General features: G+C 63.0%; 22 protein-coding genes. 14 read left to right on the top strand and 8 right to left on the bottom strand.

All coding sequences use genetic code 11. The features are described 5' to 3' along the window. Positions 1-106 precede the first annotated feature (106 nt). Complete coding sequence (locus tag AC6H0N_RS10805; protein ID WP_497574122.1) at positions 107-598, top strand: Spy/CpxP family protein refolding chaperone; 492 nt, start codon at positions 107-109, stop codon at positions 596-598. Between the two features lie 60 nt (positions 599-658). Here AC6H0N_RS10805 and clpA read toward each other — a convergent pair whose 3' ends face one another. Continuing rightward, complete coding sequence (clpA, locus tag AC6H0N_RS10800) at positions 659-2932, bottom strand: ATP-dependent Clp protease ATP-binding subunit ClpA (protein WP_497574121.1); 2274 nt, start codon at positions 2930-2932, stop codon at positions 659-661. Position 2933: 1 nt separating this feature from the next. Further along, the gene (gene clpS / locus AC6H0N_RS10795; protein ID WP_497574592.1) at positions 2934-3242 is read right to left on the bottom strand and encodes an ATP-dependent Clp protease adapter ClpS; all 309 of its coding nucleotides are present in this window, start codon (positions 3240-3242) and stop codon (positions 2934-2936) included. A 399-nt stretch (positions 3243-3641) separates the two neighbouring features. On the opposite strand from clpS, the gene AC6H0N_RS10790 reads away from it, so the two are divergent. After that, positions 3642-3845 (top strand): cold-shock protein, encoded by a 204-nt coding sequence (locus AC6H0N_RS10790; protein ID WP_497574120.1) that lies wholly within the window; start codon positions 3642-3644, stop codon positions 3843-3845. Between the two features lie 87 nt (positions 3846-3932). On the opposite strand, the gene rpmG is transcribed toward AC6H0N_RS10790, so the two are convergent. The 3 genes from rpmG to acnA all read right to left on the bottom strand — a co-directional run bounded on the left by rpmG (position 3933) and on the right by acnA (position 7165). Continuing rightward, positions 3933-4100 (bottom strand): 50S ribosomal protein L33, encoded by a 168-nt coding sequence (gene rpmG / locus AC6H0N_RS10785; RefSeq protein ID WP_497574119.1) that lies wholly within the window; start codon positions 4098-4100, stop codon positions 3933-3935. Positions 4101-4131: 31 nt separating this feature from the next. Continuing rightward, on the bottom strand, positions 4132-4368 hold the full coding sequence (gene rpmB / locus AC6H0N_RS10780) for a 50S ribosomal protein L28 (protein ID WP_497574118.1): 237 nt from the start codon (positions 4366-4368) through the stop codon (positions 4132-4134). A gap of 76 nt (positions 4369-4444) precedes the next feature. After that, positions 4445-7165 (bottom strand): aconitate hydratase AcnA, encoded by a 2721-nt coding sequence (acnA, locus tag AC6H0N_RS10775; protein ID WP_497574117.1) that lies wholly within the window; start codon positions 7163-7165, stop codon positions 4445-4447. 176 nt (positions 7166-7341) lie between these two features. On the opposite strand from acnA, the gene acnB reads away from it, so the two are divergent. Continuing rightward, positions 7342-9939, top strand: a complete 2598-nt coding sequence (acnB, locus tag AC6H0N_RS10770) for a bifunctional aconitate hydratase 2/2-methylisocitrate dehydratase (RefSeq protein WP_497574116.1) — start codon at positions 7342-7344, stop codon at positions 9937-9939. Between the two features lie 48 nt (positions 9940-9987). Here the strand turns inward: acnB and AC6H0N_RS10765 are convergent, their stop codons facing one another. From AC6H0N_RS10765 to AC6H0N_RS10755, 3 genes are all read right to left on the bottom strand, one after another. After that, a complete protein-coding gene (locus tag AC6H0N_RS10765; RefSeq protein ID WP_497574115.1) occupies positions 9988-10881 on the bottom strand; it encodes an adenylate/guanylate cyclase domain-containing protein in 894 nt (297 codons plus the stop codon). A gap of 52 nt (positions 10882-10933) precedes the next feature. Continuing rightward, on the bottom strand, positions 10934-11929 hold the full coding sequence (locus AC6H0N_RS10760; RefSeq protein ID WP_497574114.1) for an HpcH/HpaI aldolase/citrate lyase family protein: 996 nt from the start codon (positions 11927-11929) through the stop codon (positions 10934-10936). Between the two features lie 147 nt (positions 11930-12076). Then, positions 12077-13069: a malate dehydrogenase gene (locus AC6H0N_RS10755; RefSeq protein WP_497574113.1), complete on the bottom strand. Its 993-nt coding sequence runs from the start codon at positions 13067-13069 to the stop codon at positions 12077-12079. Positions 13070-13279: 210 nt separating this feature from the next. Between AC6H0N_RS10755 and AC6H0N_RS10750 the strand changes: the two genes are divergently transcribed. From AC6H0N_RS10750 to zapE, 11 genes are all read left to right on the top strand, one after another. After that, the gene (locus AC6H0N_RS10750; protein ID WP_497574112.1) at positions 13280-14008 is read left to right on the top strand and encodes a GntR family transcriptional regulator; all 729 of its coding nucleotides are present in this window, start codon (positions 13280-13282) and stop codon (positions 14006-14008) included. 70 nt (positions 14009-14078) lie between these two features. Next, on the top strand, positions 14079-14465 hold the full coding sequence (gene sdhC / locus AC6H0N_RS10745) for a succinate dehydrogenase, cytochrome b556 subunit (RefSeq protein WP_497574111.1): 387 nt from the start codon (positions 14079-14081) through the stop codon (positions 14463-14465). Beyond that, the gene (gene sdhD, locus AC6H0N_RS10740) at positions 14459-14812 is read left to right on the top strand and encodes a succinate dehydrogenase, hydrophobic membrane anchor protein (protein WP_497574110.1); all 354 of its coding nucleotides are present in this window, start codon (positions 14459-14461) and stop codon (positions 14810-14812) included. Before sdhC ends, sdhD begins: the two co-directional genes overlap by 7 nt. Then, on the top strand, positions 14809-16602 hold the full coding sequence (gene sdhA, locus AC6H0N_RS10735; protein WP_497574109.1) for a succinate dehydrogenase flavoprotein subunit: 1794 nt from the start codon (positions 14809-14811) through the stop codon (positions 16600-16602). The genes sdhD and sdhA overlap by 4 nt, the downstream gene beginning before the upstream one ends. 16 nt (positions 16603-16618) lie before the next feature. Further along, a complete protein-coding gene (locus AC6H0N_RS10730; RefSeq protein ID WP_497574108.1) occupies positions 16619-17329 on the top strand; it encodes a succinate dehydrogenase iron-sulfur subunit in 711 nt (236 codons plus the stop codon). Further along, entirely contained in the window at positions 17326-17562 is a 237-nt protein-coding gene (locus AC6H0N_RS10725) for an FAD assembly factor SdhE (protein WP_497574107.1), read from the top strand. The genes AC6H0N_RS10730 and AC6H0N_RS10725 overlap by 4 nt, the downstream gene beginning before the upstream one ends. Before the next feature lie 58 nt (positions 17563-17620). Further along, positions 17621-18913 carry a citrate synthase gene (gene gltA, locus AC6H0N_RS10720; RefSeq protein ID WP_497574106.1) on the top strand — a complete coding sequence of 431 codons (1293 nt, stop codon included), beginning with the start codon at positions 17621-17623 and terminating at the stop codon, positions 18911-18913. A gap of 142 nt (positions 18914-19055) precedes the next feature. Continuing rightward, positions 19056-21884, top strand: coding sequence for a 2-oxoglutarate dehydrogenase E1 component (locus AC6H0N_RS10715; RefSeq protein WP_497574105.1), 2829 nt, complete (start codon positions 19056-19058; stop codon positions 21882-21884). Between the two features lie 45 nt (positions 21885-21929). Further along, a complete protein-coding gene (gene odhB, locus AC6H0N_RS10710; RefSeq protein WP_497574104.1) occupies positions 21930-23135 on the top strand; it encodes a 2-oxoglutarate dehydrogenase complex dihydrolipoyllysine-residue succinyltransferase in 1206 nt (401 codons plus the stop codon). 72 nt (positions 23136-23207) lie between these two features. After that, positions 23208-24635 (top strand): dihydrolipoyl dehydrogenase, encoded by a 1428-nt coding sequence (gene lpdA, locus AC6H0N_RS10705; protein ID WP_497574103.1) that lies wholly within the window; start codon positions 23208-23210, stop codon positions 24633-24635. 184 nt (positions 24636-24819) lie between these two features. After that, positions 24820-25908, top strand: a complete 1089-nt coding sequence (zapE, locus tag AC6H0N_RS10700) for a cell division protein ZapE (protein WP_497574102.1) — start codon at positions 24820-24822, stop codon at positions 25906-25908. Positions 25909-26106: the final 198 nt, after the last annotated feature.

Genomic DNA, 26106 nt, shown 5'->3' with positions numbered 1-26106 from the left:
CAATTCAAAACGGCTCCCCGCCGACAAACCGGGCTTACATCGGCTTGCTCAAATGTCTCCTGTCGAAGGTCGGTATTTCACTGACCTCTGTTCAGGAGAAGCACAAATGAACATCCGCATGAAAAGCCCTTGGTTGGTCGCCGCACTGGTCGCGGCAGGTGTGGCGGTGGCCGGGACCGCCATGGCGCGTGGTGACTGCGAGCACGCCTCGAGCGGTGATCGTGCCGAGAAGATGAGCATGATGAAGGAGCGCCACGCCGCACGCGTGTCTGAGCACTTTGATGCTCTTGCTGGGCGCCTTGCGTTACGCGACGAGCAGCAGCCGGTCTGGCAGGCGTTTCGTGCTGGCCTGAGTGAGCGCCCGAGCATCGGGCCGCAGCAGGAGCGCAGTGCGGCGGTATCTGCCCCGGAGCGCATGCAAAAAATGGAGCAGGCCGCTGAGGCCCGTCTGGAGCATGTGCGACGGATGCGCGAGCTGACTGACGGCCTGTATGCAGTGCTCGATGAAGAGCAGCGCAAGGTCTTCGACGAGCAGCGCCAGTTTGCCCGCCGCTCCGCGCAGGAGCGTGGTCCTCATAAGCACGGCGGCCACGGCTGATCGTGAGCGCATAAAAAAAGCGGCCCTCGGGCCGCTTTTTTTGTTGATGCCGGGCATCGCTCAGTTGGAATGCGCAGTTTCGACTTCGTCGAACACCAGCTGAACCTTGCCTTCGTCGTCCAGATCGATCGTGACATCTCCGCCATTGGCGAGGCGTCCGAACAGCAACTCGTCGGCCAGGGCCGAACGGATGGTGTCCTGGATCAGACGCGCCATCGGGCGGGCGCCCATCAGCGGGTCGAAACCTTCGGAAGCCAGCCAGGCCTTGAGTTCGTCCGAGAAATGCGCCTCGACCTTCTTCTCGTGCAGCTGCGCTTCGAGCTGCATCAGGAACTTGTCGACCACTTTCAGGATGATCTCGTTGGTCAGCGCCCCGAAGGAGATCGTTGCGTCCAGACGGTTGCGGAACTCCGGCGAGAACATGCGCTTGATCTCGGCCATCTCGTCACCCGTCTCACGCCTTGCCGAAAAGCCCATCACGCTCTTCTGCATGGCTTCGGCGCCGGCGTTGGTGGTCATGATCATGATCACGTTGCGGAAGTCCGCCTGACGGCCGTTGTTGTCCGTCAGTGCGCCATGGTCCATGACCTGCAGCAGGATGTTGTAGATGTCCGGGTGAGCCTTCTCGATCTCGTCGAGCAGCAGCACGCAATGCGGCTTCTTGGTAACTGCCTCGGTCAGCAAGCCGCCGTTGTCGAACCCGACGTAGCCCGGAGGGGCGCCGATCAGACGTGATACCGCGTGGCGCTCCATGTACTCCGACATATCGAAGCGCACCAGTTCGATGCCCAGCGTGTAGGCCAACTGGCGCGCAACCTCGGTTTTGCCGACGCCGGTCGGGCCGCTGAACAGGAAGCTGCCGATCGGTTTCTGCGGATTGCCCAGGCCGGAACGCGACATCTTGATGGCTTTGGCCAGCGCGTCGATGGCGGCGTCCTGACCGAACACCACGTTCTTCAGATCGCGCTCCAGCGTACGCAGCGACTGGCGATCGTCGTTCGATACCGAGCGCGGCGGGATGCGGGCGATCTTGGCCACGATCTCTTCGATCTCGCCCCGACCGATCAGCTTGCGCTGACGCGACTTGGGCAGGATGCGCTGGGCCGCACCGGCTTCGTCGATGACGTCAATGGCCTTGTCGGGCAGGTGACGGTCATTGATGTAGCGCGCGGACAGCTCGGCAGCAGAGGAAAGGGCAGCCGACGAGTATTTGACGTTGTGGTGCTCCTCGAAACGGCTCTTGAGGCCCTTGAGGATTTCGACGGTTTCGGCAACGCTCGGCTCAATCACGTCGATCTTCTGGAAACGACGTGACAGCGCATGGTCCTTCTCGAAGATCTGACGGAATTCGGTATAGGTGGTTGCGCCAATGCACTTGAGCTGGCCCGAGGACAGCGCCGGCTTGAGCAGGTTGGACGCATCCAGCGTGCCGCCCGAAGCAGCGCCCGCGCCGATCAGCGTGTGGATCTCGTCAATGAACAGGATCGCGTTGTCGGCTTCGCGCAATTGCTTCAGCACAGCCTTCAGGCGCTGCTCAAAGTCGCCGCGGTACTTGGTGCCGGCCAGCAGCGAACCCATGTCTAGGGCGTAGACCTGAGCGCCCTTGAGGATGTCCGGCACGCGATCTTCGACAATACGTCGCGCCAGCCCTTCGGCAATGGCAGTCTTGCCCACGCCGGCTTCGCCGACCAGTAGCGGATTGTTCTTGCGGCGACGGCACAGCGTCTGGATGACGCGTTCGACTTCCTTCTCGCGCCCGATCAGCGGGTCGATCTTGCCGATCAGGGCCTGCTGGTTGAGGTTCTGCGTGAAGTTCTCGAGCGCACCGCCGGATTGGGCCGGTTCCTGTTCCTGTTCCTGGTCGGTTTCGCTGCGCGACTGAGGCGCGGGGCCTTGCTGCGGCGTCTTGGCGATACCGTGGGAGATGAAATTCACCACGTCCAGGCGCGAGATTTTCTGGCGCTGGAGGAAATAAACAGCGTGCGAATCCTTCTCGCCAAAGATCGCAACCAGCACGTTCGCGCCGGTGACTTCCTTCTTGCCGGAGGACTGCACGTGCAGGATGGCGCGCTGGATTACGCGCTGAAAGCCCAGCGTGGGCTGGGTGTCGACTTCCTCGACGTTGTCGACCTTGGGCGTGTGCTCGTTGATGAAGTTGGTCAGCTCGCGACGCAACTCCTCAATGTTGGCCGCGCAGGCCTTCAACACCTCAGCGGCCGAGGGATTGTCGAGCAGCGCCAGCAGCAGATGCTCGACGGTAATGAACTCATGCCGCTTCTGCCGTGCCTCGACAAACGCCATGTGAAGACTAACTTCAAGCTCTTGCGCGATCATTTCAATTCTCCTCCATGACGCACGCCAACGGGTGCTGGTGCTGCCGGGCAAAAGATCCGACCTGCTCGACTTTGGTTGCAGCGACATCCTTGGGAAAGACGCCGCACACGCCTGATCCTTCGGTATGTACTTGGAGCATGACTCGCATTGCCCGTTCGCGATCCATGCCAAAAAATTGTTGCAGGACGATCACGACGAATTCCATCGGGGTGAAGTCGTCGTTCAGCAGCAGTACCTTGTACAGCGGAGGAGGCTTGGTGCTTGTCCGTTCCGCTTCTACTACGGAGTCGCTCTGTTTATCGGTGGCCATGCGGCTCATTCTAATCCAGTCCGCGGAGAGTGCAACATGTGTCGCAGGGTTGGAAAATCACGGCTTCTGGCGCATTTGCAACAGCTGAATTGCTGCGTCGCAGCATCGGTGGCGGTCCGTATAAGTTCATGAAATGAAAGGGCGAGCGATGCCGGCGAGCGTGAATCAGTGTGGCATCGTGGCGACGCGCAAATGCCATGCGGGCGAAACCGGCAATAAATTGTTGACGCTCAGATTGCAAGTGCGTAAAAGCAGAAATCGTGTTAGGAGCAAAGTGCAACCAAAGCCGCGTCAGTCTTGATTCTCCGGGCTGTAGCTGGTGGCGGGAAACTCACTCGGCATCCCGGCACCCGTGGGCTCGGCTCGCGCACCTTTGTTCATTTGAAGGATCTAGGCAATATGGCAACTGGCACCGTTAAGTGGTTCAACGACTCCAAGGGTTTCGGTTTCATCACCCCGGACGACGGCAGCGAAGATCTTTTCGCGCACTTCTCCGCCATCAACATGGCGGGCTTCAAGTCATTGAAGGAAGGCGAGAAAGTGTCTTTTGAAGTGACGCAGGGTCCGAAGGGCAAGCAGGCCTCCAACATCCAGCGAGCCTGAACCGCGCTTCAAGCCGGGTGTCCGAAGGGGCACCGAGAAACGAAAAAGCCGCTGAATCAGCGGCTTTTTTTTGTCCAGAGCTCAGAATTACTTGAGCTTCGTTTCCTTGTACATCACGTGCTTACGTACGACCGGGTCGTACTTCATGAACTCGAGCTTCTCCGGCTTCGTGCGCTTGTTCTTGGAGCAGGTGTAGAAGTGACCCGTACCGGCGGTCGACTCAAGTTTGATTTTTTCGCGGGCGCCTTTGGCCATTCTGTTCTCCGTTCAGTCTCGTTTTTGCGCGTCAGATCTTGTCGCCGCGGGCACGAAGATCGGCGACAACGGCGTCGATGCCGTTCTTGTCGATCGTGCGCAGGGCGGCGTTGGTCACGCGCAGGCGGATCCAGCGGTTCTCGGCTTCACTCCAGAACTTGCGGTTCTGCAGGTTGGGCAGGAAGCGACGCTTGGTCTTGTTGTTGGCGTGGGAAACATTGTTACCCACCATCGGTGCTTTACCGGTCACTTGGCAGACGCGAGCCATTTGATGCTCCAGGGTCGGAATTCTCGAAACGCGCAATCATACAGGAGCGACCCTGACGCATGCAAGGTATTCAACACTATCCTTTTCTGCCGAACAGGATATCGCGCAGCACGTAAGGAAGAATGCCACCGTGCTCGTAATACTCGACTTCGATCGGCGTGTCGATGCGGCACAGGACTTCGACCTCTTGCGTGCGCCCGTTCGCATGGTGAATCACGAGCGTCAGATCCTGCTGCGGAGACAATCCTTTATCGATGCCAAGGACGTCGAAGTGCTCGGTGCCGTCAAGGCCCAGCTTCTGCCACGACTGGTCGCCGGTGAATTGCAGTGGCAAGACGCCCATGCCGACAAGGTTCGAGCGGTGAATGCGCTCAAAGCTGCGGGCGACGACGGCCCGTATGCCGAGCAGGCTCGTGCCCTTCGCGGCCCAGTCGCGGCTCGAGCCGGTGCCGTACTCCTCGCCGGCGAAAACGATCCCCGGTGTATTGCTGGCGAGCAGGGCGTTGGCGGCATCGAATACTGGCACTTCGCGGCCATCGAACAGCGTGAAGCCGCCTTCGACCCGAGTGCCGTTCTCACGCGGCGGCAGCATGAGGTTCTTCAGCCGCACGTTGGCGAAGGTGCCGCGCATCATCACCTCGTGATTGCCCCGGCGCGAACCATAGGAGTTGAAGTCGCGCCGTTCCACGCCCTGTTCCATCAGCCAGGCGCCGGCGGGCGAAGTGTCCTTGAACGACCCGGCTGGCGAGATGTGGTCGGTGGTTACCGAGTCGCCCAGCATCAGCAGCGGGCGGGCGCCGTGGATGTTGCTGATCGGCGCCGGAGTGCGGCTGAAGTCCTTGAAGAAGGGCGGAAGGGCGATATAGGTCGATGGCGGCCAGTCATACACCTGTCCGGCCGGGGCGGAAATCTCGTTCCACAGGTCATGCCCGGTGGTGAAGTCGGCGTACAGCCGACGGAAGGTGACGGGATCCAGCGCGTAGGGCATGACGGCGTTGATCTCGTCGGAGCTCGGCCAGATGTCCTTCAGATAGACGTGATGGCCGTCTGTTCCGGTGCCAAGCGGATCCGAGGTCAGATCGATGTTGACGGTTCCGGCGATCGCAAAGGCAACGACCAGCGGCGGTGAGGCGAGGAAGTTCGCGCGGATGTTGGGGTGGATGCGGGCCTCGAAGTTGCGGTTGCCGGAAAGTACTGCGGCGGCAATCACGCCATGTTCCTGGATGGCTTCGTTCAGCTCCGGCGCAAGGTCGCCGGAGTTGCCGATGCAGGTCGTGCAGCCGTAGCCGGCCAGTGCGAATCCGAGCTTGGCCAAGGGCTCCATCAAGCCCGCACGCTCCAGGTAGTCGGTGACGACGCGCGAGCCGGGGGCGAGCGAGGTCTTGACGTGGGGGGAGACCGTGAGCCCCTTCTCGGCGGCCTTTCTTGCCAGCAGGCCGGCTGCGATGAGCACGGCGGGGTTGCTGGTGTTGGTACACGAGGTGATGGCGGCGATCAGGATGTCGCCGTGTCCCAGCGTGACGTCGGGCAGATCAGTCGGAAAACGTGTGCCGAGCGAGGCTTCCGGTGCGCCGAAGCCATCATCGTCGGGCGGCATGCTGAGCAGGTGGGTGAAGCGATTTTCGAGGTCCTGCAGACAGATGCGGTCCTGCGGGCGTTTCGGCCCGGCCAGCGAGGGGACGATGGAAGACAGGTCGAGCTTGAGCTCGCGCGAATAGGCGATGTCGCCAGCGCGCGGGATGCCGAACATGTTCTGGGCGCGAAAATAGGCCTCGAAGGCCGCGCATTCGTCGTCACTGCGGCCCGTTGAGCGCATGTATTCGACGGTCTTTTCGTCCACCGGGAAGAAGCCCATCGTCGCGCCATACTCCGGAGCCATGTTCGCAATCGTGGCGCGATCCGTGACGCTCAGCGTGCTGGTGCCTTCGCCGAAAAACTCGACAAAGGTGCCGACGACTTTCTCGCGACGCAGCATCTCGGTCACCGTCAGCACCAGGTCAGTCGCTGTGACCCCTTCGGGCAGAGCGCCTGACATTTCTACGCCAACCACGTCGGGGGTAAGCATGTACACCGGCTGGCCGAGCATGGCCGCCTCTGCCTCAATGCCGCCGACGCCCCAGCCCACGACGCCCACGCCGTTGATCATGGTGGTATGCGAGTCCGTGCCGACCAGCGTATCGGGATACACCAGATCCGCCCCTTCGCTTTGCTGCCGGCGAACGCCGCGGAACAGGTACTCCAGGTTGACCTGGTGCACGATGCCGATGCCGGGCGGAATGACGCGGAAGGTATCGAAGGCCTGCATGCCCCACTTCATGAACTGGTAGCGCTCGCGGTTGCGTTCGAACTCCAGTTCCATGTTCCGGCGCAGCGCGATCGGCGAGCCGTACTCATCTACCTGCACGGAGTGGTCGACCACCAGGTCCACCGGCACCAGTGGTTCGATCTGCTTGGGGTCCCCGCCGTTGGCCGCGGTGACGTCACGCATGGCTGCGAGGTCGACCAACAGCGGCACGCCGGTGAAGTCCTGCAGTACGACGCGGGCCACGACAAAGGGGATTTCGCTCATGCGGCCGTCATCCGGCTTCCAAGAGGCCAGCTCACGCACATGCTTCTCGGTGATTCGCTTGCCGTCGCAGTTGCGCAGCACCGCTTCAAGTACGATACGCAGCGAAACTGGCAGGCGTGAAATGCGGCCGAGTCCGGCGGCTTCGAGGGCGGGCAGCGAGTAGAACAGAGCTTCGCCACCAGCCTGGGGCAAAGGTTTGAGCGTGTCGAAGAGGTTATGAGGCTTCATCGTTCGGCTCCTAGAGGGCGGCAAGGGGTTGTCACGTGTGACTGTAGCCTTCTGCGTCGGTTCTCGACAGTCTTGCGCATCCCGGAGCATGCCCGGTCGGTGCGCAAGTCTTATAAAAGACATATAATTCGCCCCGCTGCTCGCGAGGGCCGTTTCATCATTACCAAGGATTCCAGATGCTGCAAGCTTACCGTGACCACGTTGCCGAACGCGCTGCGCTCGGCATACCGCCGCTTCCGCTGTCCCGTCAGCAAACCGTTGAACTGCTCGAGCTGCTCGTCAATCCGCCTGCGGGCGAAGAGGCGTTTCTGCTCGACCTGCTGACTCAGCGCGTGCCGGCGGGGGTGGACGATGCAGCCAAGGTCAAGGCTGCGTTTCTGGCGCGCGTCGCGGAAGGCGAGACCTCATGTGCGTTGATTTCCCGCGCCAAAGCCGCCGAACTGCTCGGAACGATGCTGGGCGGTTTCAACATCAAGCCGCTGATCGATCTGCTCGCTGACGCCGAAGTCGGCGCCATCGCGGCCGAGGGGCTGAAGAAGACCCTGTTGATGTTCGACTACTTTCACGACGTCAAGGAGCTGGCGGACAAGGGTAATGCCAACGCTCGCGCCGTGCTGCAGTCGTGGGCCGACGCCGAATGGTTCACCAGCCGCCCTGAAGTGCCGACGTCGATGAAGATCACGGTGTTCAAGGTGACCGGCGAAACCAACACCGACGATCTGTCGCCGGCGCCGGACGCCTGGTCGCGTCCTGACATTCCGTTGCATGCGCTGGCCATGCTGAAGAACCCGCGTGCGGGCATTGAGCCGGAAGAGGCGGGCGTGCGCGGGCCGATCAAGTTCCTGCAGGACCTGCGCGCCCGCGGCAACGTCGTCGCTTATGTGGGCGACGTGGTCGGCACCGGTTCGTCGCGCAAGTCGGCCACCAACTCCGTGCTGTGGTTCACCGGCGAAGACATTCCCCACGTTCCGAACAAGCGTTTCGGTGGCGTGTGTCTGGGCAGCAAGATCGCGCCGATTTTCTTCAATACCATGGAAGACGCCGGTGCTCTGCCGATCGAGATCGATGTTGATTCGATGGAAATGGGCGACGAGATCGAACTGCGCATCGACCACGCCAAGGCTCAGGTTGCCGCGTTCAAGGGCGGTGAGCAGATCGCACAGAGCGAGCTCAAGACGCCCGTGATCCTCGACGAAGTGCGTGCTGGTGGCCGCATTCCGCTGATCATCGGGCGTGGCCTCACGACCCGTGCGCGCGAGGCGCTGGGCCTGCCGCCGTCCACTCTGTTCCGTCTGCCGCAGGCGCCGGTTGATTCGGGCAAAGGCTTCACGCTGGCGCAGAAGATGGTCGGCCGTGCCTGCGGTCTGCCGGAAGGCCAAGGCGTCCGGCCGGGCACTTACTGCGAACCGCGCATGACCACGGTCGGCTCGCAGGACACGACCGGCCCCATGACGCGCGACGAACTCAAGGATCTGGCCTGCCTGGGCTTCTCGGCTGATCTGGTCATGCAGTCGTTCTGTCACACCGCCGCCTACCCGAAGCTGGTCGACGTGCGCATGCACCGCGAACTGCCGGGCTTCATCACCAACCGTGGCGGCGTGTCGCTCAAGCCGGGTGACGGCGTCATCCACTCTTGGCTCAACCGTCTGCTGATGCCTGACACGGTGGGTACCGGCGGTGATTCGCACACGCGCTTCCCGATCGGCATTTCTTTCCCGGCTGGTTCCGGGCTTGTGGCTTTCGCAGCTGCTACCGGCGTGATGCCGCTGGACATGCCCGAATCGGTGCTGGTGCGCTTCAAGGGCAAGATGGAGCCGGGGGTGACCTTGCGCGATCTCGTCAATGCGATCCCGTATTACGCGATTCAGCAGGGCCTCCTGACGGTCGAGAAGAAGGGCAAGAAGAACATTTTCTCGGGCCGCATCCTTGAGATCGAAGGCTTGCCGGATCTGAAGGTCGAGCAGGCCTTCGAGCTGTCCGACGCCTCCGCTGAGCGCTCGTCAGCCGGCTGCACAGTGCATCTGGACAAGGCGCCGATCATCGAATACATGCGCTCGAACATCACGCTGATGAAGTGGATGATCGCCAGTGGCTACGAGGATCGTCGCACGCTCACGCGTCGCATCAAGGCCATGGAGGCGTGGATCGCCAATCCGCAGTTGCTGGCCGGTGACGCAGATGCCGAGTACGCCGCGGTAATCGAGATCGATCTCGCGGACATCAAGGAGCCGCTGGTCGCCTGCCCGAACGATCCGGACGACGTCAAGACGCTGTCGGCCGTGGCTGGCGACAAGATCGACGAGGTCTTCATCGGCTCGTGCATGACCAACATCGGTCACTTCCGCGCTGCCGGCAAGGTGCTGGACGGCAAGAGCGACATCCCGACCCGCCTGTGGATCGCGCCGCCGACCAAGATGGACGCGATGATCCTAAACGAGGAGGGCTATTACTCCATCCTCGGCAAGTCAGGCGCGCGCATGGAGATGCCGGGCTGCTCGCTGTGCATGGGCAACCAGGCGCAGATCCGCAAGGGCAGCACCGCGATGTCGACCTCGACGCGCAATTTCCCGAACCGCCTCGGCATCGACACACGCGTGTATTTGGGATCGGCCGAGCTGGCAGCGGTGTGTGCGCTGATGGGGCGGATCCCGACTGCGGATGAGTATCTGCAGCAGGTCAGCAGCCTGGATGCACGGGCCGCCGATATCTATCGCTACATGAACTTCGATCAGATTGCGGAATTCCGCGAAGTGGCGGATACGGTCGAAGTCTGACCGTAGCCGGGCATGGCGAATCGGGGCGCTTCGGCGTCCCGATTGCATTCAGGTGCTGAAAAATTCGATGGCCAGCGGATTGCCGACGCGGCTGCGCCCCAGCGAGATCCATCCAGTGCCGTGAAGCACCGCGTCTTCACGGGTCAGCACGAACTCGGGCGCATTGCCGATGGTCACGTAGGTGCCGTTGCTGCTCTGGTCGGCGAGGACGAACTTGTCGCCGCGCAGCTCGACTGCTGCGTGGTGGCGCGAGGCGCGTTGATCGTCCACGCGCATGTCCTCGGTCGGGCCGCGTCCCATGCTCAGCGCGGGTTTCCAGTGGTTGATCACCACCCAGCGCTGGTTGTAACGCAGGCGCAGTTCGGCGTCTTCCTGCAGTGCGGTGTCAATGTTCAGCAGGCTGGTGGTTTCCCCGCCGGGCTCGCAGCGCAGTTCGAACAGTTCGACTGGCTGGTTGGTGCCGCGAATCACACGTGTGGGGATGGCGGCGAGCCGCTCGCGCAAGGCCGAGGCCATCGTGTTGACGCTTGCGGCAGTGGTCAGGACGCGCCCGGCAGAAGCCAGCGAGGCAATGCGCGAGGCCAGATTCACGGTCTCGCCGAAGACATCGGTGCCGCTCTTGAGCAGGGGGCCGGTGTGAAAGCCGATACGCACCCCGATTGATTGGTCGGCGACAGAAGGGCAGTCGCGCAGCGCAATGTGAATGCCCAGTGCTGAATCTGCTGCGGCGTCAGGGCTGCTGAAAACCGCCATCAGTCCGTCGCCAGTGTATTTGACGACGCGACCACCCCGATCGAGCACAACTTCGCTGGCGTGGCCGAGGCAGGTCGTGACCAGCGAGAAGGCCTTGCGGTCTCCACTCTGCTCGTACAGGCGTGTGCTGTTCACCACGTCGAGGAACATTACGGTGTTCTCGGCGGAGTGGCTCGTCTGGCGGCTCATGGGCGCATTGTAATGCAAGGAGAATGACAGCAGGGGTGTGCGCTATTCCCGATCATTGCGCAAAAAAGCGCTGCTTCGCCTCCTGGTCGACATGCATGCCGGTAGCATGTGCGCGGGCCAGCAGTTCCCAGTAGTAACGGTATGACGCGCGGTCGTGCAGCTTGCCGGCGTGCTGGATCGGCCCCCAGGCCGCGTCCTGCGCGGCCACCAGAATTTCCGTGGCGGCCTGGGTCTCGGAAAAGTCCGGGCGCATGGCGTCCACGATCGGCAGGATCTGGTTGGGGTGGATGCTCCACATGCGCAGGAAGCCGAACTCGTTGCGGGCGCGCAGCGCATCGTTGCGGATGATCTCGGCGTCGCGCAGCTCCGTCGTCACGTTGTGCGCCGGCACTACGCCATGCGCCAGTGACGCGGCAACGATCTCGCATTTGGCGCGTACCACCACCGGATGGGTGAACTGCCCGGGGCTGACCATGGCCGAGCCGGGCAGGGCCCCGTGGTGGGCCGATACGAAGTCCATGATGCCGAAGTCCACCGACTCGACGCCGTCCATGGCCACGATCTGCCAGATCTCACGCAGCGCGCCGTGGGTTTCGATCAGCACGTGTACCGGAATCGGCCGCTCGATGCCGTATTCCCCTTCGGTGCGGCGCAGGGTTTCGATCTGGATGCGCACGTCCGAAGCCGAGCGTGCCTTGGGCAGCGTCAGGAAGGCCAGCTTGCGTCCCGCGTCGCGCACCAAGATGTCCAGGTCCTGCTGCCATAGCGGATGCGTGATGTCGTGGATGCGCGCGCCAACGCGGCCGAAGCGGTTGTCGCTGCTGGCGGCCAGTTGGGCGGCCATGGTCGCGTGTTCGGCTTCGGCGCCTGCATGCGCGCCGTCCTCGCAATCGAAAGTCACGTCAAAGACCGGGCCGAGGTCTGCCTGCAGCGCAAGCGCCTTGCGCATGAGCTTTTCGGAGCCTGCGTAATGATCGACGGCGGGCAGGATAGGGAAGGGCTTCTCGGCGTCGAACAGCACGTCGGCAGGGTGGTGAGGCTTGGTCATGGCGGAGTCCCAGTCGAACAAGACGTGCATTTTCGCCTGAATCGCGGCGCAAGTACGTTTGGCAGTGCGCCGCTTTCGGGGGTCGGTTAATTCGATGGCAAAAAAAAACGCACGGCGTACCGTGCGTTTTGATTGCGTGGGCTGCGTTCAGCCCAGCAGGTCTTTCACGCCTTCGCGTTCTTCGAGCAGCTCGTCCAGTGTGCGCTTGACGCGCTCCTGCGAGAACTCGTCAAATTCCAGGCCCTTGACCACTTCGTACTCGCCACCCTTGGTGATGCACGGTACGCCGAAGATGATGCCTTCCGGAATGCCGTAGCTGCCGTCGGAAGGCACGCCCATCGTGACCCACTCACCGTTCGATCCCAGCCACCAGTCGCGGATGTGGTCGATGGCGGCATTGGCTGCCGAGGCGGCAGACGACAGGCCGCGTGCCTCGATGATGGCTGCGCCGCGCTTGCCCACCGTCGGCAGGAAGGTGTCGCGGTTCCAGGCCTCGTCATTGATCAGGTCCTTGACCTTGTCGTTGCCCGAGGTGACCAGACGGTAGTCGGCATACATCGTCGGCGAGTGGTTGCCCCACACGACGAGCTTCTTCAGGCTTGAGACGTCGCGGCCGCTCTTGCCGGCCAGTTGCGAGAGCGCGCGGTTGTGGTCCAGGCGCAGCATGGCAGTGAAGTTCTTCGCCGGTACGCGGCCGAACTTCTCCGCCGTTTTCATGGCGATGTAGGCGTTGGTGTTGCACGGGTTGCCGACCACCAGCACCTTGCAGTCCGGGTTGGCGTGCTGGCCGATGGCCGCGCCCTGCACCGTGAAGATCTTGGCGTTCTCGGCCAGCAGGTCCTTGCGCTCCATGCCGGGGCCGCGCGGGCGGGCGCCAACCAGCAGGGCCACCTGGGCGTCTTTGAAGGCCACATTGGGGTCGTCGGACGCGGTCATGCCGGCGAGCAGCGGGAAGGCGCAGTCCTCAAGCTCCATCATCACGCCGGCCAGCGCCTTCTGGGCTTGCGGCAGATCGAGCAGTTGCAGGATGACGGGTTGATCCTTGCCGAGCATTTCGCCGCTGGCGATGCGGAAAAGCAGGCTGTAGCCGATCTGGCCGGCTGCGCCGGTAACGGCGACGCGAACGGGGGATTTGCTCATTGGAATGCTCCCTCAATACTCAGGTTTATATAATCCGGTAAGGCTCCGCGGCCGCGCATGTTGCGACGCGCTTGGCGATACTTTGACGGGCGCGGGAATGGTAGAGGCGGATGCGGTGGAAGTCAAAAGCCTATTAATCATATCTTATGTCTTGTATAAGACAAGAGATGATGAATAGACGTCACAAAAGTTTTGTGATTGAATGCGCCGATGGTTCAGGAATCGCCCACATTCAGCCCGCTGTACCGCCAGATCAAGGACCTGATGATTCAGGCACTTGTAGTCGGCGAATGGCAGCCCGGACAGCTTATCCCGAGTGAGCAGGAGCTTGCCGGCCGTTTTGGCGTCTCCCAGGGCACGGTTCGCAAGGCAGTCGACGAGCTGGCCGCCGAGAATCTGCTGACCCGTCGGCAAGGCAAGGGAACCTTCGTAGCCACTCACCAGGACCCGCGCGCGCTGTTCCGTTTTCTGCGGCTGGTGCCGCTGGATGGGCCGTTGGCCACGCCGGAGAGCCTGCCGCTGGAGTGCTGGCGCGCCAAGGCCGGCAACGAGGCCTCGCGCATGCTCGAACTCAAGCAGGGCGATCCGATCATCATCGTGCGGCGCCTGCTGCGTTTCGGCGGCAAGCCGGTGGTGATCGATGAAATCTATCTGCCTGGCGAACAGTTTCAGGGCCTGACCCTCGAATTGCTGCAATCCTGGAAGAGCTCACTGTACAGCCTGTTCGAGAACCGCTTCGGTGTGCGCATGATCCGCGCGCAGGAGAGCATTCGGGCCGTGGCAGCTGACCGCTCCGCCGCCGAGGCGCTGAAAGTGCCCGAAGGCAAGCCGCTGTTGTCGGTTGAGCGTGTGACCTATACCTATGGCGACAAGCCGGTGGAGTGGCGGCGGGGGCTGTATCTGACCGATGACCATTTCTATCTGAACGAATTGAGTTGAAACATCGGGCCGCTGCAGGCGGTCCATGCATAGCGCGGCCGACAGGTCGCACATCTGGAGGTTGGATTACATGTCGGATGCACCCGTGCGCAAGCGCCCCAAGCACCTGGCCCTGCACCAGATACGCCTGCCCCTGCCGGGCATCGTGTCGATCCTGCACCGTGTCAGTGGTGCGGGGCTGTTCCTGATGCTGCCTTTGCTGTTATGGCTGTTCGATCGCAGTCTGGGCTCGCCGGTGGCGTATGACGACTACCGCGACGTCGTGTCCAATCCGTTGATCAAGCTGGTGCTGTTCGGTCTGCTGTGGGCCTATCTGCATCACTTCTGTGCCGGCATCCGCTTCCTGCTGCTCGATCTGCACATCGGGGGCGACCTCGGCCCCGCACGTCGCAGCTCCGTGGCTGTTCTGGTTGTCAGCATCGCGCTGACCCTGGTGATCGGGGTGGCGCTATGGTGAAACGTATCGTCGTCGGGGCGCATTACGGCCTGAAAGACTGGATCGCCCAACGCGCAACGGCCGTTTATATGGCGCTGTACACCGTACTGTTCGGCGTACGTGTGCTGATGCTGCCGGACTTCAGCCATGCCTCGTGGCAGGCGCTGTTTTCGGGCGGTTTCATGGCCTTCACCACCTTCCTGTTCTTCCTCGCGCTGTTCTATCACGCGTGGGTCGGTGTGCGGGACATCTTCATGGACTACATCAAGTCCACCGGGCTGCGGCTGACGCTGCACCTCATCGTGGCATTCCTGCTCGTCGGCTACGCCGGCTGGGCGGCTCAGATTCTCTGGAGGCTGTCGGCGTGAATATCGCGAAGTACACTTTCGACGCGGTCATTGTTGGCGCCGGCGGCGCAGGTCTGCGTGCGGCCTTGCAACTGGCGGAGTCCGGCCTGAAAACAGCGGTGCTGACCAAGGTCTTCCCGACGCGTTCGCACACCGTCGCGGCGCAGGGCGGGGTGGCTGCCTCGCTCGGCAACTCCACCGAAGACAACTGGCACTGGCACATGTACGACACCGTCAAGGGGTCGGACTGGCTGGGCGATCAGGACGCCATCGAGTTCATGTGCAAGCGCGCCAACGAGGTCGTGGTCGAGCTCGAACACTACGGAATGCCGTTTGACCGCCTCGACAACGGCAAGATCTATCAGCGCCCGTTCGGCGGCCACTCGCAGAACTACGGCCAGACGCCGGTCTCGCGTTCCTGTGCGGCGGCCGACCGCACCGGCCACGCCATGTTGCACGCGCTGTATCAGCGCAACGTGCGTGCCAACACGCATTTCTTCGTCGAATGGATGGCGCTGGACCTGATCCGCGACCCGTTCGGCAACGTGCTGGGCGTGACCGCGCTGGAAATGGAAACCGGCGAAGTCGCCATCTTCCACAGCCGCGCGACGATCTTCGCCACCGGCGGTGCCGGGCGCATCTATCACAGCTCCACCAATGCCTTCATCAACACCGGTGACGGTTGCGGCATGGCGGCGCGTGCCGGCATTCCGCTCGAAGACATGGAGTTCTGGCAGTTCCACCCGACCGGCGTGGCTGGCGCGGGCGTGCTGATCACCGAAGGCGTGCGCGGCGAGGGCGGCATTCTGCGCAACAGCAGCGGCGAGCGCTTCATGGAGCGCTACGCGCCCAACCTCAAGGATCTGGCCTCGCGTGACATCGTTTCGCGTGCCATGACCACCGAAATCAACGAAGGCCGCGGTTGCGGGCCGGACAAGGATTTCGTGCTGCTCGACATCACCCACCTGGCGCCCGAAACCATCATGAAGCGCCTGCCCGGCATCCGCGAGATCGCGATCCGCTTTGCAGGCGTCGATCCGATCCGCGAGCCGATTCCGGTCGTGCCGACCTGTCACTATCAGATGGGCGGCATTCCGACCAACTACAAGGGTCAGGTGGTCGTGCCCAAGAACGACAATCCATCCGCCCCGGTCGTCGGTTTCTACGCGGCTGGCGAATGCTCGTGTGCCTCGGTGCATGGTGCCAACCGTCTCGGCACCAACTCGCTGCTCGATCTGCTGGTGTTCGGCAAGTCGGCTGGCGAGACGGTGGTCGAAGACATCGAGGCCGGCAACCTGCCGCTGCGGCCGCTGCCGGTCGACGCCTCCGAGCGTTCCATGTCGCGTCTCGCGCGGCTCGAGAACCAGAAGGATGGCGAGAGCGTGTTCGAGGTCGGCGCCGACATGCGGCGGGCGATGCAGAAGCACGCCGGCGTGTTCCGCTTTGCGGATCTGCTGTCCGAAGGCGTGACCCGCATCGGCGAGATCGCCGAGCGCGCCCGCCACACCGAGATCAAGGACAAATCCAAGGTCTGGAACACCGCGCGCATGGAAGCGCTGGAACTCGACAACCTGATCGAAGTGGCGCGTTCAACCATCGTCTCGGCCAGTGCACGAACCGAATCCCGCGGCGCCCACGTGCGTGACGATGCGCCGGACACGCCGGAATTCCCGAACGGCCGCAACGACCACGAATGGCTCAAGCACACGCTGTGGTTCAGCGAGGGTGACCGTCTTGAATACAAGCCGGTCAATCTCAAGCCGCTGAACGACGAAACCAAGGCGATTGCGCTCGCCAAGCGCATCTACTGAGCGCCCGGAGATGGACATGAGTACTCGCGAACTCCACTTCAAGATCTACCGCTACGATCCCGACCGCGACGAAAAGCCGTGGATGCAGGACATCTCGGTCGAACTCGAGCCCTCCGACAAGAAGCTGCTCGACGCCTTGGTGCGTCTGCGCGCCAAGGACGATTCGCTGTCCTTCCGCCGCTCCTGTCGCGAAGGCGTGTGCGGTTCCGACGCCATGAACATCAACGGAAAGAACGGCCTGGCCTGCATGACCGACATCGCCGAGCTCAAGCAGCCGGTGGTGCTGCGTCCGCTGCCGGGCCTGCCGGTGATCCGCGACCTGATCGTGGACATGACCCAGTTCTTCAAGCAGTACCACTCGATCAAGCCGTATCTGATCAACGAGGAGCCGGCGCCCGAGCGTGAGCGCCTGCAGTCGCCCGAAGACCGCGATGAGCTCAACGGCCTGTACGAATGCATCCTGTGCGCCTGCTGTTCGACGGCCTGCCCGTCGTTCTGGTGGAACCCGGACAAGTTCGTCGGCCCGGCCGGCCTGCTGGCGGCCTACCGTTTCATCGCCGACACGCGCGATCAGGCCACCAGCGAGCGTCTGGACAACCTCGAAGACCCTTACCGGCTGTTCCGTTGCCACTCGATCATGAACTGCGTGGACGTCTGTCCCAAGAACCTGAATCCGACGAGAGCGATAGGCAAGATCAAGGATTTGATGGTGCAGCGCGCTGTATGACGGGCCAGAAAGGCCGTATCCGATGGGCATGCCGACGTGCGCTGCTGGAACTCGACCTTGTTCTGGAACGCTTTCTTGAGCGACACTTCGACGGTCTTGAAGAGGCACAACTGGCGGATCTGGAGGATTTGTTGCGCTGCGAAGACCATGACCTGTGGGCCATGGTCAACGGCAGCGCCGAATGTCCGAACGAGCGCTGGCAAGAGATTATCGCGCTGCTGCAGCGGTCCTGAGACCGTCTGGAGCTGGTGCTGACAACAAGAAATATCTGGCAAGCATAAGGGAAAGACAATGAGCAATGAACGCACTGCAACGCTGACCCTGGACGGGAAAACCTACGATTTCCCGATCCTGAGCGGCACTCACGGCAACGATGTCATCGACATCCGCAGCCTGGGTGGTCAAACCGGGCTGTTTACCTACGACTCGGGTTTCCTCTCGACGGGTAGCTGCAAGTCGTCGATCACCTTCATTGATGGTGACAAGGGTGAGTTGCTCTATCGCGGCTATCCCATTGAACAGCTGGCCGGCAAGTGCAGCTTCCTCGAAGTGGCGTATCTGCTGCGTAACGGCGAGCTGCCGAACGAAACGCAGAAGGGCGAATTCGAGCGTTCGATCAAGAACCACTCGATGCTGCACGACCAGCTCATGCGCTTCTACAACGGCTTCCGCCGTGACGCGCACCCGATGGCCATCATGGTCGGCATCGTCGGCGCTCTGTCGGCCTTCTATCACGAGGCCATGGACTTCTCGGACGAAGAGCATCGCACGATGTCCTTCTACCGCCTGATCGCCAAGCTGCCGACCATCGTCGCGATGGCCTACAAGTACAACACCGGTCAGCAGTTCATGTTCCCGCGCAACGATCTGGGCTACTCCGAGAACTTCATGCACATGATGTTCGCGACGCCGTGCGAGGAATACAAGCCGAACCCGGTGGTGGCGCGTGCGCTCGACGTGATCTTCACGCTGCACGCCGACCACGAGCAGAACGCCTCGACCTCGACCGTGCGTCTGGCCGGTTCGTCGGGTGCCAACCCGTTTGCCTGCATCTCGGCCGGTATCGCCTGCCTGTGGGGCCCGGCACACGGTGGCGCCAACGAGGCCTGCCTCAACATGCTCGAAGAAATCGGCGACGTGTCGCGCGTCGGCGAGTACATCAAGCGCGCCAAGGACAAGGACGATCCGTTCCGCCTGATGGGCTTCGGTCACCGCGTCTACAAGAACTACGACCCGCGCGCCAAGCTCATGCGCAAGGTTTGTTACGACGTGCTCGGCGAACTCGGTCTGGAGAACGACCGTCTCTTCAAACTTGCGATGGAACTCGAGCGCATCGCGCTGGAAGACGAGTTCTTCGTCGAGCGCAAGCTTTACCCGAACGTGGATTTCTATTCCGGCATCGTCCAGAAGGCGATCGGCATCCCCACCTCGATGTTCACCTGCGTGTTCGCGCTGGCGCGTACCGTGGGCTGGGTCACGCAGTGGGAAGAGATGATCACCGACCCGGAATACAAGATCGGCCGTCCGCGTCAGCTGTACACCGGTGCAGCGCGTCGCGACGTCCCCGACATGGCAACGCGATGAACGCCATGTTGCAGGAGCAGGATGCCGCCTGCCGTTCCTGAATCACACACGGGATGGCCGGGTTGTCCGGCTGTCCCGTTTTTAATTCGGGGCCAGGCGCAGGTCTGCAATTCGTGAAGTACACAGCGAGCAGGTGATCAACATGATGCAAGAGCGCAAATCGACGTCCTACCTATTCGGGAGCAATGCTCCGTTCGTCGAGGAGCTGTACGAGTCCTACCTGGCCGATCCGGCCTCGGTCTCGGAGAGCTGGCGCGAGTATTTCGACAAACTGCAGGCCCAGGCCGGCGCAGCCGTGCGCGATGTGGCCCACGGCCCGGTCGTCGAGGCCTTTGCGCAACTGGCCAAGCAGCCGCGCATGCGCACGGTGTCGGCCGGCGACGACGACAAGCTGCAGGTCAAGGCGCTGCAGTTGATCAATGCCTATCGCTTTCTCGGCAACCGCTGGGCCAATCTCGATCCGCTCAAGCGCACCGAGCGGCCCGATGTGCCGGAGCTTGAACCGTCGTACTACGGCTTCACCGAAGCCGATCTGAATCGCAGCTTCAACGTCGGTTCCTTCCACGGATTCGACAGCGAGCACGCCACGCTGCGCGAAATTCTCGAAGCCATCCGCCAGACCTACTGCGGCTCGATCGGCATCGAGTACATGTACATCTCCGACATCCAGCAGAAGCGCTGGATACAGGCCCGGCTCGAAAGCCTGCGTGGCACGCCGCGCTTCGATGTCGACACCAAGCGTCGCATTCTCAACCGCGTCACCGCGGCCGAGACGCTGGAACGCTATCTCCACACCAAATACGTTGGCCAGAAGCGCTTCTCGCTCGAAGGCGGCGAATCCATGATCGTCGCGATGGACGAGATCGTGCGCGTGGCCGGAACGCATGGCGCGCAGGAAATCGTCATCGGCATGGCCCACCGCGGCCGTCTGAACCTGCTGGTGAACGTGCTCGGCAAGTCGCCGTCCATGCTGTTCTCGGAGTTCGAAGGCAAGGCCGCGGCGGAGCTTGCCTCGGGCGACGTGAAGTACCACATGGGCTTTTCCAGCGACGTGATGAGCCCGGGTGGCCCGGTGCACCTGTCGTTGGCCTTCAACCCCTCGCACCTCGAAATCATCAACCCGGTGGTGGCCGGTTCGGTGTTCGCGCGTCAGTTCCGGCGTGAAGATGCCGACAAGAAGCAGGTCGTCGGTGTGCTCATCCACGGCGATGCGGCCGTGGCCGGGCAAGGCGTCAACCAGGAGATGCTCAACTTCTCCCAGACGCGTGGTTACGGCACCGGCGGCACGGTGCACATCGTCATCAACAACCAGATCGGCTTCACCACGTCCGACCCGCGCGACACGCGCTCGTCGCTGTATTGCACCGACATCTTCAAGATGGTCGAGGCGCCGATCTTCCACGTGAACGGCGATGATCCGGAAGCGGTGGCGCTGGTCACCCGCCTGGCGGCTGAATTCCGCAACGAATTCAAGAAGGATGTCGTCATCGACATCGTGTGTTTCCGCAAACTCGGCCACAACGAGCAGGACGAGCCGATGGTCACGCAGCCGCTGATGTATCGCCGCATCGCGTCGCACCCCGGCACGCGTCAGATCTACGCCGACCGGCTGGTGGCCGAAGGCTCCATCCCGTCGGACGAGCCCGAAACCGTGATCCGCGACTACCGCGAGCATCTCGACCGCGGCGAACTGCTGTCCAACCCGGTGCTGTCCGGCCACAGCAGCAAATACGCCGTCGATTGGACGCCGTTCCTGGGTCACCCCTACACCGACGAAGCCGACACGGCCATTCCGCTCTCCGAAGCACAGCGTCTTGCCGAGCGTCTGGCAGCCGTGCCCGAAGGCTTCATCCTGCATTCGCGGGTCGAAAAGATCATCAACGACCGCGCCGCCATGGGCCGCGGCGAACTCCCGCTGGACTGGGGCATGGGCGAGAACCTGGCCTACGCCAGCTTGGTTGCGCAGGGCTACGGCATCCGCATCTCGGGTGAAGACGTCGGTCGCGGCACCTTCTTCCATCGCCACGCCGTGCTGCACGACCAGCGCCGTGAGCGCTGGAACGACGGCGCCTGGATTCCGCTGGAGGACATCCGCGAGGGCCAGGGCCCGGTGCAGATCTTCGACTCGGTGCTGTCCGAAGAGGCTGTGCTGGCCTTCGAATACGGCTACGCCACGGCCGAGCCCAATCAGCTCGTGGTGTGGGAAGCGCAGTTTGGCGACTTCGTGAATGGTGCGCAGGTCGTGCTCGACCAGTTCATCAGCTCCGGCGAAGCCAAGTGGGGTCGGGTCTGCGGCCTTACGCTGATGCTGCCGCACGGCTACGAAGGGCAGGGCCCCGAGCACTCCTCGGCGCGTATCGAGCGCTTCATGAACATGGCGGCCGAAACCAACTGGCAGGTGTGCGTGCCGACCACGCCGGCGCAGGTCTTCCACCTGCTGCGCCGCCAGATGCTGCGCAAGGTGCGCAAGCCGCTGATCATCATCACGCCCAAATCCTTGCTGCGTCACAAGGAAGCGGTTTCATCGCTCGAGGACCTGGCGAAGGGCGGGTTCCAGACCGTCATCGGCGAGGTCGATACGCTCGACGCCAAGAAGGTCAAGCGCGTGGTCCTGTGCCAGGGCAAGGTCTATTACGAACTGCTCGCCTATCGTCGCGAACAGGGCATCACCGACACCGCGCTGGTGCGCATCGAGCAGCTCTACCCGTTCCCGGCCGAGGCGCTGGGCGAGGTGCTCGCGCAGTTCCCGAAAGCCAAGGAATTCGTGTGGTGTCAGGAAGAGCCGCGCAACCAGGGCGCCTGGTACTGGCTGGCTTCGCGTCAGCATCTGGCCAACGTGCTGGGTGCCGACCGCAAGCTGCTGCTGGTCAGCCGGCCGGGTTCGGCATCGCCCGCGGTGGGCTACTACGCCAAACACAACCTGCAGCAGAAGACCATCATCGAAAACGCATTTGGTCCCATCCAGGACTGATCCAGCCCCATCGCACAACAGAACAGGCAACAGGGAGAAGACTCCATGCTGATCGAAGTGAAAGTGCCGCAACTGTCTGAATCGGTGTCCGAAGCGACGCTGGTGAAGTGGCACAAGAAAGAAGGCGACGCCGTGTCGCGCGACGAGAACCTGATCGACATCGAGACCGACAAGGTCGTGCTCGAAACGCCGGCTCCGGCCGACGGCGTCATCGTCAAGATCGTCAAGGGCGATGGTGACACCGTCGCCTCCGGCGAGCTGATCGCGCAGATCGACACCGAAGCCAAGGGCGCCGCCAAAGCCGCTCCGGCCAAGTCCGAGGCCAAGGCCGAAGCCAAGTCCGCTCCGGCGGCTTCGTCGGCCTCATCCTCGTCCTCGTCGGCCGCCGCCAGCCCCGCCGCGCGCAAGATCCTGAACGAGAAGGGCGTGTCCGCTGATGACGTGTCCGGCTCCGGCCGTGGTGGCCGCGTCACCAAGGAAGACGCCGTCGCCGCAGGCAGCAGCCCGGCGCCCGCGCCGTCCGCCCGCTCGATCGAGCGCGACGCCGCCGACCGCCCCGAAGAGCGCGTGCCGATGACGCGCCTGCGCGCCCGCATCGCCGAGCGCCTGATCCAGTCCAAGAACGAAAACGCCATCCTCACGACCTTCAACGAGGTCAACATGGCGCCCGTCATGGAGCTGCGCAAGAAATACGGCGAGCGCTTCGAGAAGACCCACGGCGTGCGTCTGGGCTTCATGGGCTTCTTCGTCAAGGCCGTGGTCGCCGCGCTGAAGAAATTCCCGATCATCAACGCCTCGGTCGATGGCGGCGACATCATCTATCACGGCTACATCGACATCGGCATCGCCGTCGGCAGCCCGCGCGGTCTGGTCGTGCCGATCATCCGTGACGTCGATCAGATGAGCATCGCCGACATCGAGAAGAAGATCGCCGAATACGGCAAGAAGGCGCAGGAAGGCAAGCTCAGCATGGAAGAGCTCACCGGCGGCACCTTCTCGATCTCCAACGGTGGCGTGTTCGGATCGATGCTGTCGACGCCGATCATCAACCCGCCGCAGTCGGCCATCCTCGGCATTCATGCCACCAAGGACCGCCCGGTGGTCGAAAACGGCCAGATCGTCATCCGCCCGATCAACTACCTCGCGCTGTCCTACGACCACCGCATCATCGACGGCCGTGAAGCCGTGCTGGGCCTGGTCACCATCAAGGAAGCGCTGGAAGATCCGGCACGCCTGATCATCGATATCTGATCCACCTCTCGCCGCACCGGCCGCCATTCGGCCGGTGCGCGCATTGCCTCACCCGATCCGGAGACAACACCGATGTCCACCCGTGAATTCGACGTACTCGTGATCGGCGGTGGGCCGGGCGGCTACGTCGCGGCCATCCGCGCCGGCCAGCTTGGCTACAAGACCGCCTGCTGCGAATCCAACCCCTATGCCGACCCCAAGGGCGAACCCCGTCTGGGCGGCACCTGCCTCAACGTCGGCTGCATTCCGTCCAAGGCGCTGCTGCACACCTCGCATCTGTTCGAAGAGGCTGGTCATACCTTTGCCGATCAGGGCATCGTTGTCGGCAAGCCCAAGATCGACGTCGCGCAGATGCTCAAGCGCAAGAACGGCATCGTCGACCAGCTCACCGGCGGCATCAAGGGCCTGTTCAAGAAGAACAAGGTCACCTTCGTCGCAGGCCACGGCCGCTTCGTCGCGCGCGAAGGCGAGCGCTGGCGCGTCGCCGTGGGTGACGAGGAAGTGCTGGCCACCCACGTCATCGTCGCCACCGGCTCGCGCCCGCGCCACCTGAAAGACGTGGAAGTGGATAACAAGGTCGTCTGCGACAACGTCGGCGCGCTCGACCTCGAAACCGTGCCCAAGAAGCTCGCCGTCATCGGCGCCGGCGTCATCGGCCTGGAAATGGGCTCGGTGTGGCGTCGCCTCGGTGCCGAAGTCACCGTGCTCGAAGCGCTGCCGGACTTTCTCGGCGCAGCCGATGTGGACGTGGCCAAGGAAGCGTTGAAGATCTTCACCAAGCAGGGCCTGAACATCCAGCTCGGCTGCAAGATCGGCGAGGTCAAGAAGACCCGCAGTGGCGTGTCCATCGACTACACCGACAAAGACGGCAAGGCGCAGAAGCTCGCCGCCGACCGCCTCATCGTTTCGGTGGGCCGTGTGCCCAACACCGACGGCCTGGACGCCGACCGCGTCGGCCTGGAGCTGGATGATCGCGGTTTCATCAAGGTCGATGACCACTGCGCCACTGGCCTGCCCGGCGTGTGGGCCGTGGGCGACGTCGTGCGCGGCCCCATGCTCGCGCACAAGGCCATGGAAGAGGGCGTGATGGTCGCCGAGGTCATCAACGGCCAGGCCGGCCACTGCGACTTCAACACCGTGCCGTGGGTGATCTACACCGCCCCCGAGATCGCCTGGGTCGGCAAAACCGAGCAACAGCTCAAGGCCGATGGTGTCCAGTACCGCGCCGGCAAGATCCCGTTCGCCTTCAACGGCCGCGCCATGGGCATGGCCGCCCCCGAAGGCTTCGCCAAGATCCTGGCGGACGCCGAGACCGACCGCATCCTCGGCGTACACATCGTCGGTGCCGGCGCCTCGGAGCTCATCGCCGAAGCCGTCGTCACGATGGAGTTCGCCGGCGCCGCCGAAGACCTCGCCCGCATCTGCCACGCCCACCCGACGATGTCGGAAGCGGTGCATGAAGCCGCGCTGGCAGTAGATAAGCGGCCGCTCCACTTCTGACAACAGGGTGGCGTAAGACTACTGCGGTGGCCATCTGCGGCGTTGCGCGGTGCTCGCTTCCTCGCCTACCTTCAGGTATGTCGCGGTTGCTGTGCGCCGCGCGCCTTGCATCTGGCCATCCTCGCTACGTCTTTCACCACCCTTTGGAAGGCCCGCCACGAGGGGCGGGCCTTATCATTTCCCCATGACCGAATCCACCTCCGGCGTCATCCTCGCCGCGTATGAAGACGCGCTCGCCGAGCGCGGCTTCACTGCCGACCCGTCGCAGCAGGTCGCCATCACGCGCCTGCAGCGTTTGGCGGACGAACTCGCCGCGCCCGCCGCAGGCTTCTTGAGCCGTCTGTTCAGCAAGCCCGTCGCACCGCGCAGCGTCTATCTGTGGGGCGGAGTAGGGCGCGGTAAAAGCTTCGTCATGGATCGCTTTTTCGAAGCCGTGCCGGAGCCCAAAAAGCGCCGCGTGCATTTCCACGCCTTCATGCAGGAAGTGCAGAACGACCTGCGCCGCCTCAACCACGCGCCAGATCCCTTGGCGAAAGTGGTCGAGCGCATCGCCGCCGAGACGCGCCTCTTCTGCTTCGACGAATTCCACGTCTCCGACATCGCCGACGCGATGATCCTCGGGCGGCTCCTCGAATCCCTGCTCGCCGCCGGCGTGGTCTTCGTCATGACCTCCAACTACCCGCCCGACGGCCTGTACCCCAGCGGCCTGCAGCGTCAGCGGTTCATCCCCACCATCGAGCTGATGAAGCGCGCCTTCGACGTGCTCGAAGTCGACGCCGGCACCGACTACCGCCTGCGCGCGCTCGTCGACATACAGACCTGGGTCGTTCCCGCCGACGCTGCCGCCGAAGCGCGTCTGGCAGCCGACTTCGAGCGCCTCGCGCAACAGCCGCCAGAGCCCGGCGAAATCGAAGTGCTGGAGCGCATCTTCCCTCTCCGCGGCCGCGCCTGCGGCGTCATCTGGTTCGACTTCGCCACCCTGTGCGACGGCCCGCGCTCACAGAACGACTACCTCGAAATCGCCCGCGAGCATCACACGCTGCTGCTCTCCAACGTCCCGCTCATGACGCCGGCCGAGGCTTCGGCCGCGCGGCGCTTCACTTGGCTGATCGACGTGCTGTACGACTGCCGGGTGAATCTGGTGGTCAGCGCCGAGGTCGAGGCGCATGAGGTGTATGTCGAGGGGCAGAACGCGCATGAATTTGTGCGGACAGTGAGTCGCCTCATTGAGATGAGGGGGAGGGAGTATCTGGCGGAGGCGCACCGGGCGTAGCCTCCACTTTGTAGGAGCGGCGTCAGCCGCGAACATCTGCGCCTTAGCCGTCGTAGGGCGGATAAGCGCAGCGCATCCGCCACTGTGCTTCTATTCACCGAGGTCCGTTTAACAAGCCTCGACCGGCCGGGACTCGCCCCGGCGGGCGACTTCCTTTCTTGTTGCACGACAAGAAAGGAAGCAAAGAAACGTGCCCCG

This window comes from Pseudazoarcus sp. NS34 (assembly GCF_059703725.1).
Note: the sequence above shows the minus strand (reverse complement) of the source record. Positions and strands in the feature narration are given on the sequence as shown.

Coding starts and splice junctions, on each gene's coding strand:
- AC6H0N_RS10805 (WP_497574122.1), top strand. CDS start 107: ATGAACATCCGCATGAAAAGCCCTTGGTTGGTCGCCGCACTGGTCGCG.
- clpA (WP_497574121.1), bottom strand. CDS start 2,932: ATGATCGCGCAAGAGCTTGAAGTTAGTCTTCACATGGCGTTTGTCGAG.
- clpS (WP_497574592.1), bottom strand. CDS start 3,242: ATGGCCACCGATAAACAGAGCGACTCCGTAGTAGAAGCGGAACGGACA.
- AC6H0N_RS10790 (WP_497574120.1), top strand. CDS start 3,642: ATGGCAACTGGCACCGTTAAGTGGTTCAACGACTCCAAGGGTTTCGGT.
- rpmG (WP_497574119.1), bottom strand. CDS start 4,100: ATGGCCAAAGGCGCCCGCGAAAAAATCAAACTTGAGTCGACCGCCGGT.
- rpmB (WP_497574118.1), bottom strand. CDS start 4,368: ATGGCTCGCGTCTGCCAAGTGACCGGTAAAGCACCGATGGTGGGTAAC.
- acnA (WP_497574117.1), bottom strand. CDS start 7,165: ATGAAGCCTCATAACCTCTTCGACACGCTCAAACCTTTGCCCCAGGCT.
- acnB (WP_497574116.1), top strand. CDS start 7,342: ATGCTGCAAGCTTACCGTGACCACGTTGCCGAACGCGCTGCGCTCGGC.
- AC6H0N_RS10765 (WP_497574115.1), bottom strand. CDS start 10,881: ATGAGCCGCCAGACGAGCCACTCCGCCGAGAACACCGTAATGTTCCTC.
- AC6H0N_RS10760 (WP_497574114.1), bottom strand. CDS start 11,929: ATGACCAAGCCTCACCACCCTGCCGACGTGCTGTTCGACGCCGAGAAG.
- AC6H0N_RS10755 (WP_497574113.1), bottom strand. CDS start 13,069: ATGAGCAAATCCCCCGTTCGCGTCGCCGTTACCGGCGCAGCCGGCCAG.
- AC6H0N_RS10750 (WP_497574112.1), top strand. CDS start 13,280: ATGGTTCAGGAATCGCCCACATTCAGCCCGCTGTACCGCCAGATCAAG.
- sdhC (WP_497574111.1), top strand. CDS start 14,079: ATGTCGGATGCACCCGTGCGCAAGCGCCCCAAGCACCTGGCCCTGCAC.
- sdhD (WP_497574110.1), top strand. CDS start 14,459: ATGGTGAAACGTATCGTCGTCGGGGCGCATTACGGCCTGAAAGACTGG.
- AC6H0N_RS10730 (WP_497574108.1), top strand. CDS start 16,619: ATGAGTACTCGCGAACTCCACTTCAAGATCTACCGCTACGATCCCGAC.
- AC6H0N_RS10725 (WP_497574107.1), top strand. CDS start 17,326: ATGACGGGCCAGAAAGGCCGTATCCGATGGGCATGCCGACGTGCGCTG.
- gltA (WP_497574106.1), top strand. CDS start 17,621: ATGAGCAATGAACGCACTGCAACGCTGACCCTGGACGGGAAAACCTAC.
- AC6H0N_RS10715 (WP_497574105.1), top strand. CDS start 19,056: ATGATGCAAGAGCGCAAATCGACGTCCTACCTATTCGGGAGCAATGCT.
- odhB (WP_497574104.1), top strand. CDS start 21,930: ATGCTGATCGAAGTGAAAGTGCCGCAACTGTCTGAATCGGTGTCCGAA.
- lpdA (WP_497574103.1), top strand. CDS start 23,208: ATGTCCACCCGTGAATTCGACGTACTCGTGATCGGCGGTGGGCCGGGC.
- zapE (WP_497574102.1), top strand. CDS start 24,820: ATGACCGAATCCACCTCCGGCGTCATCCTCGCCGCGTATGAAGACGCG.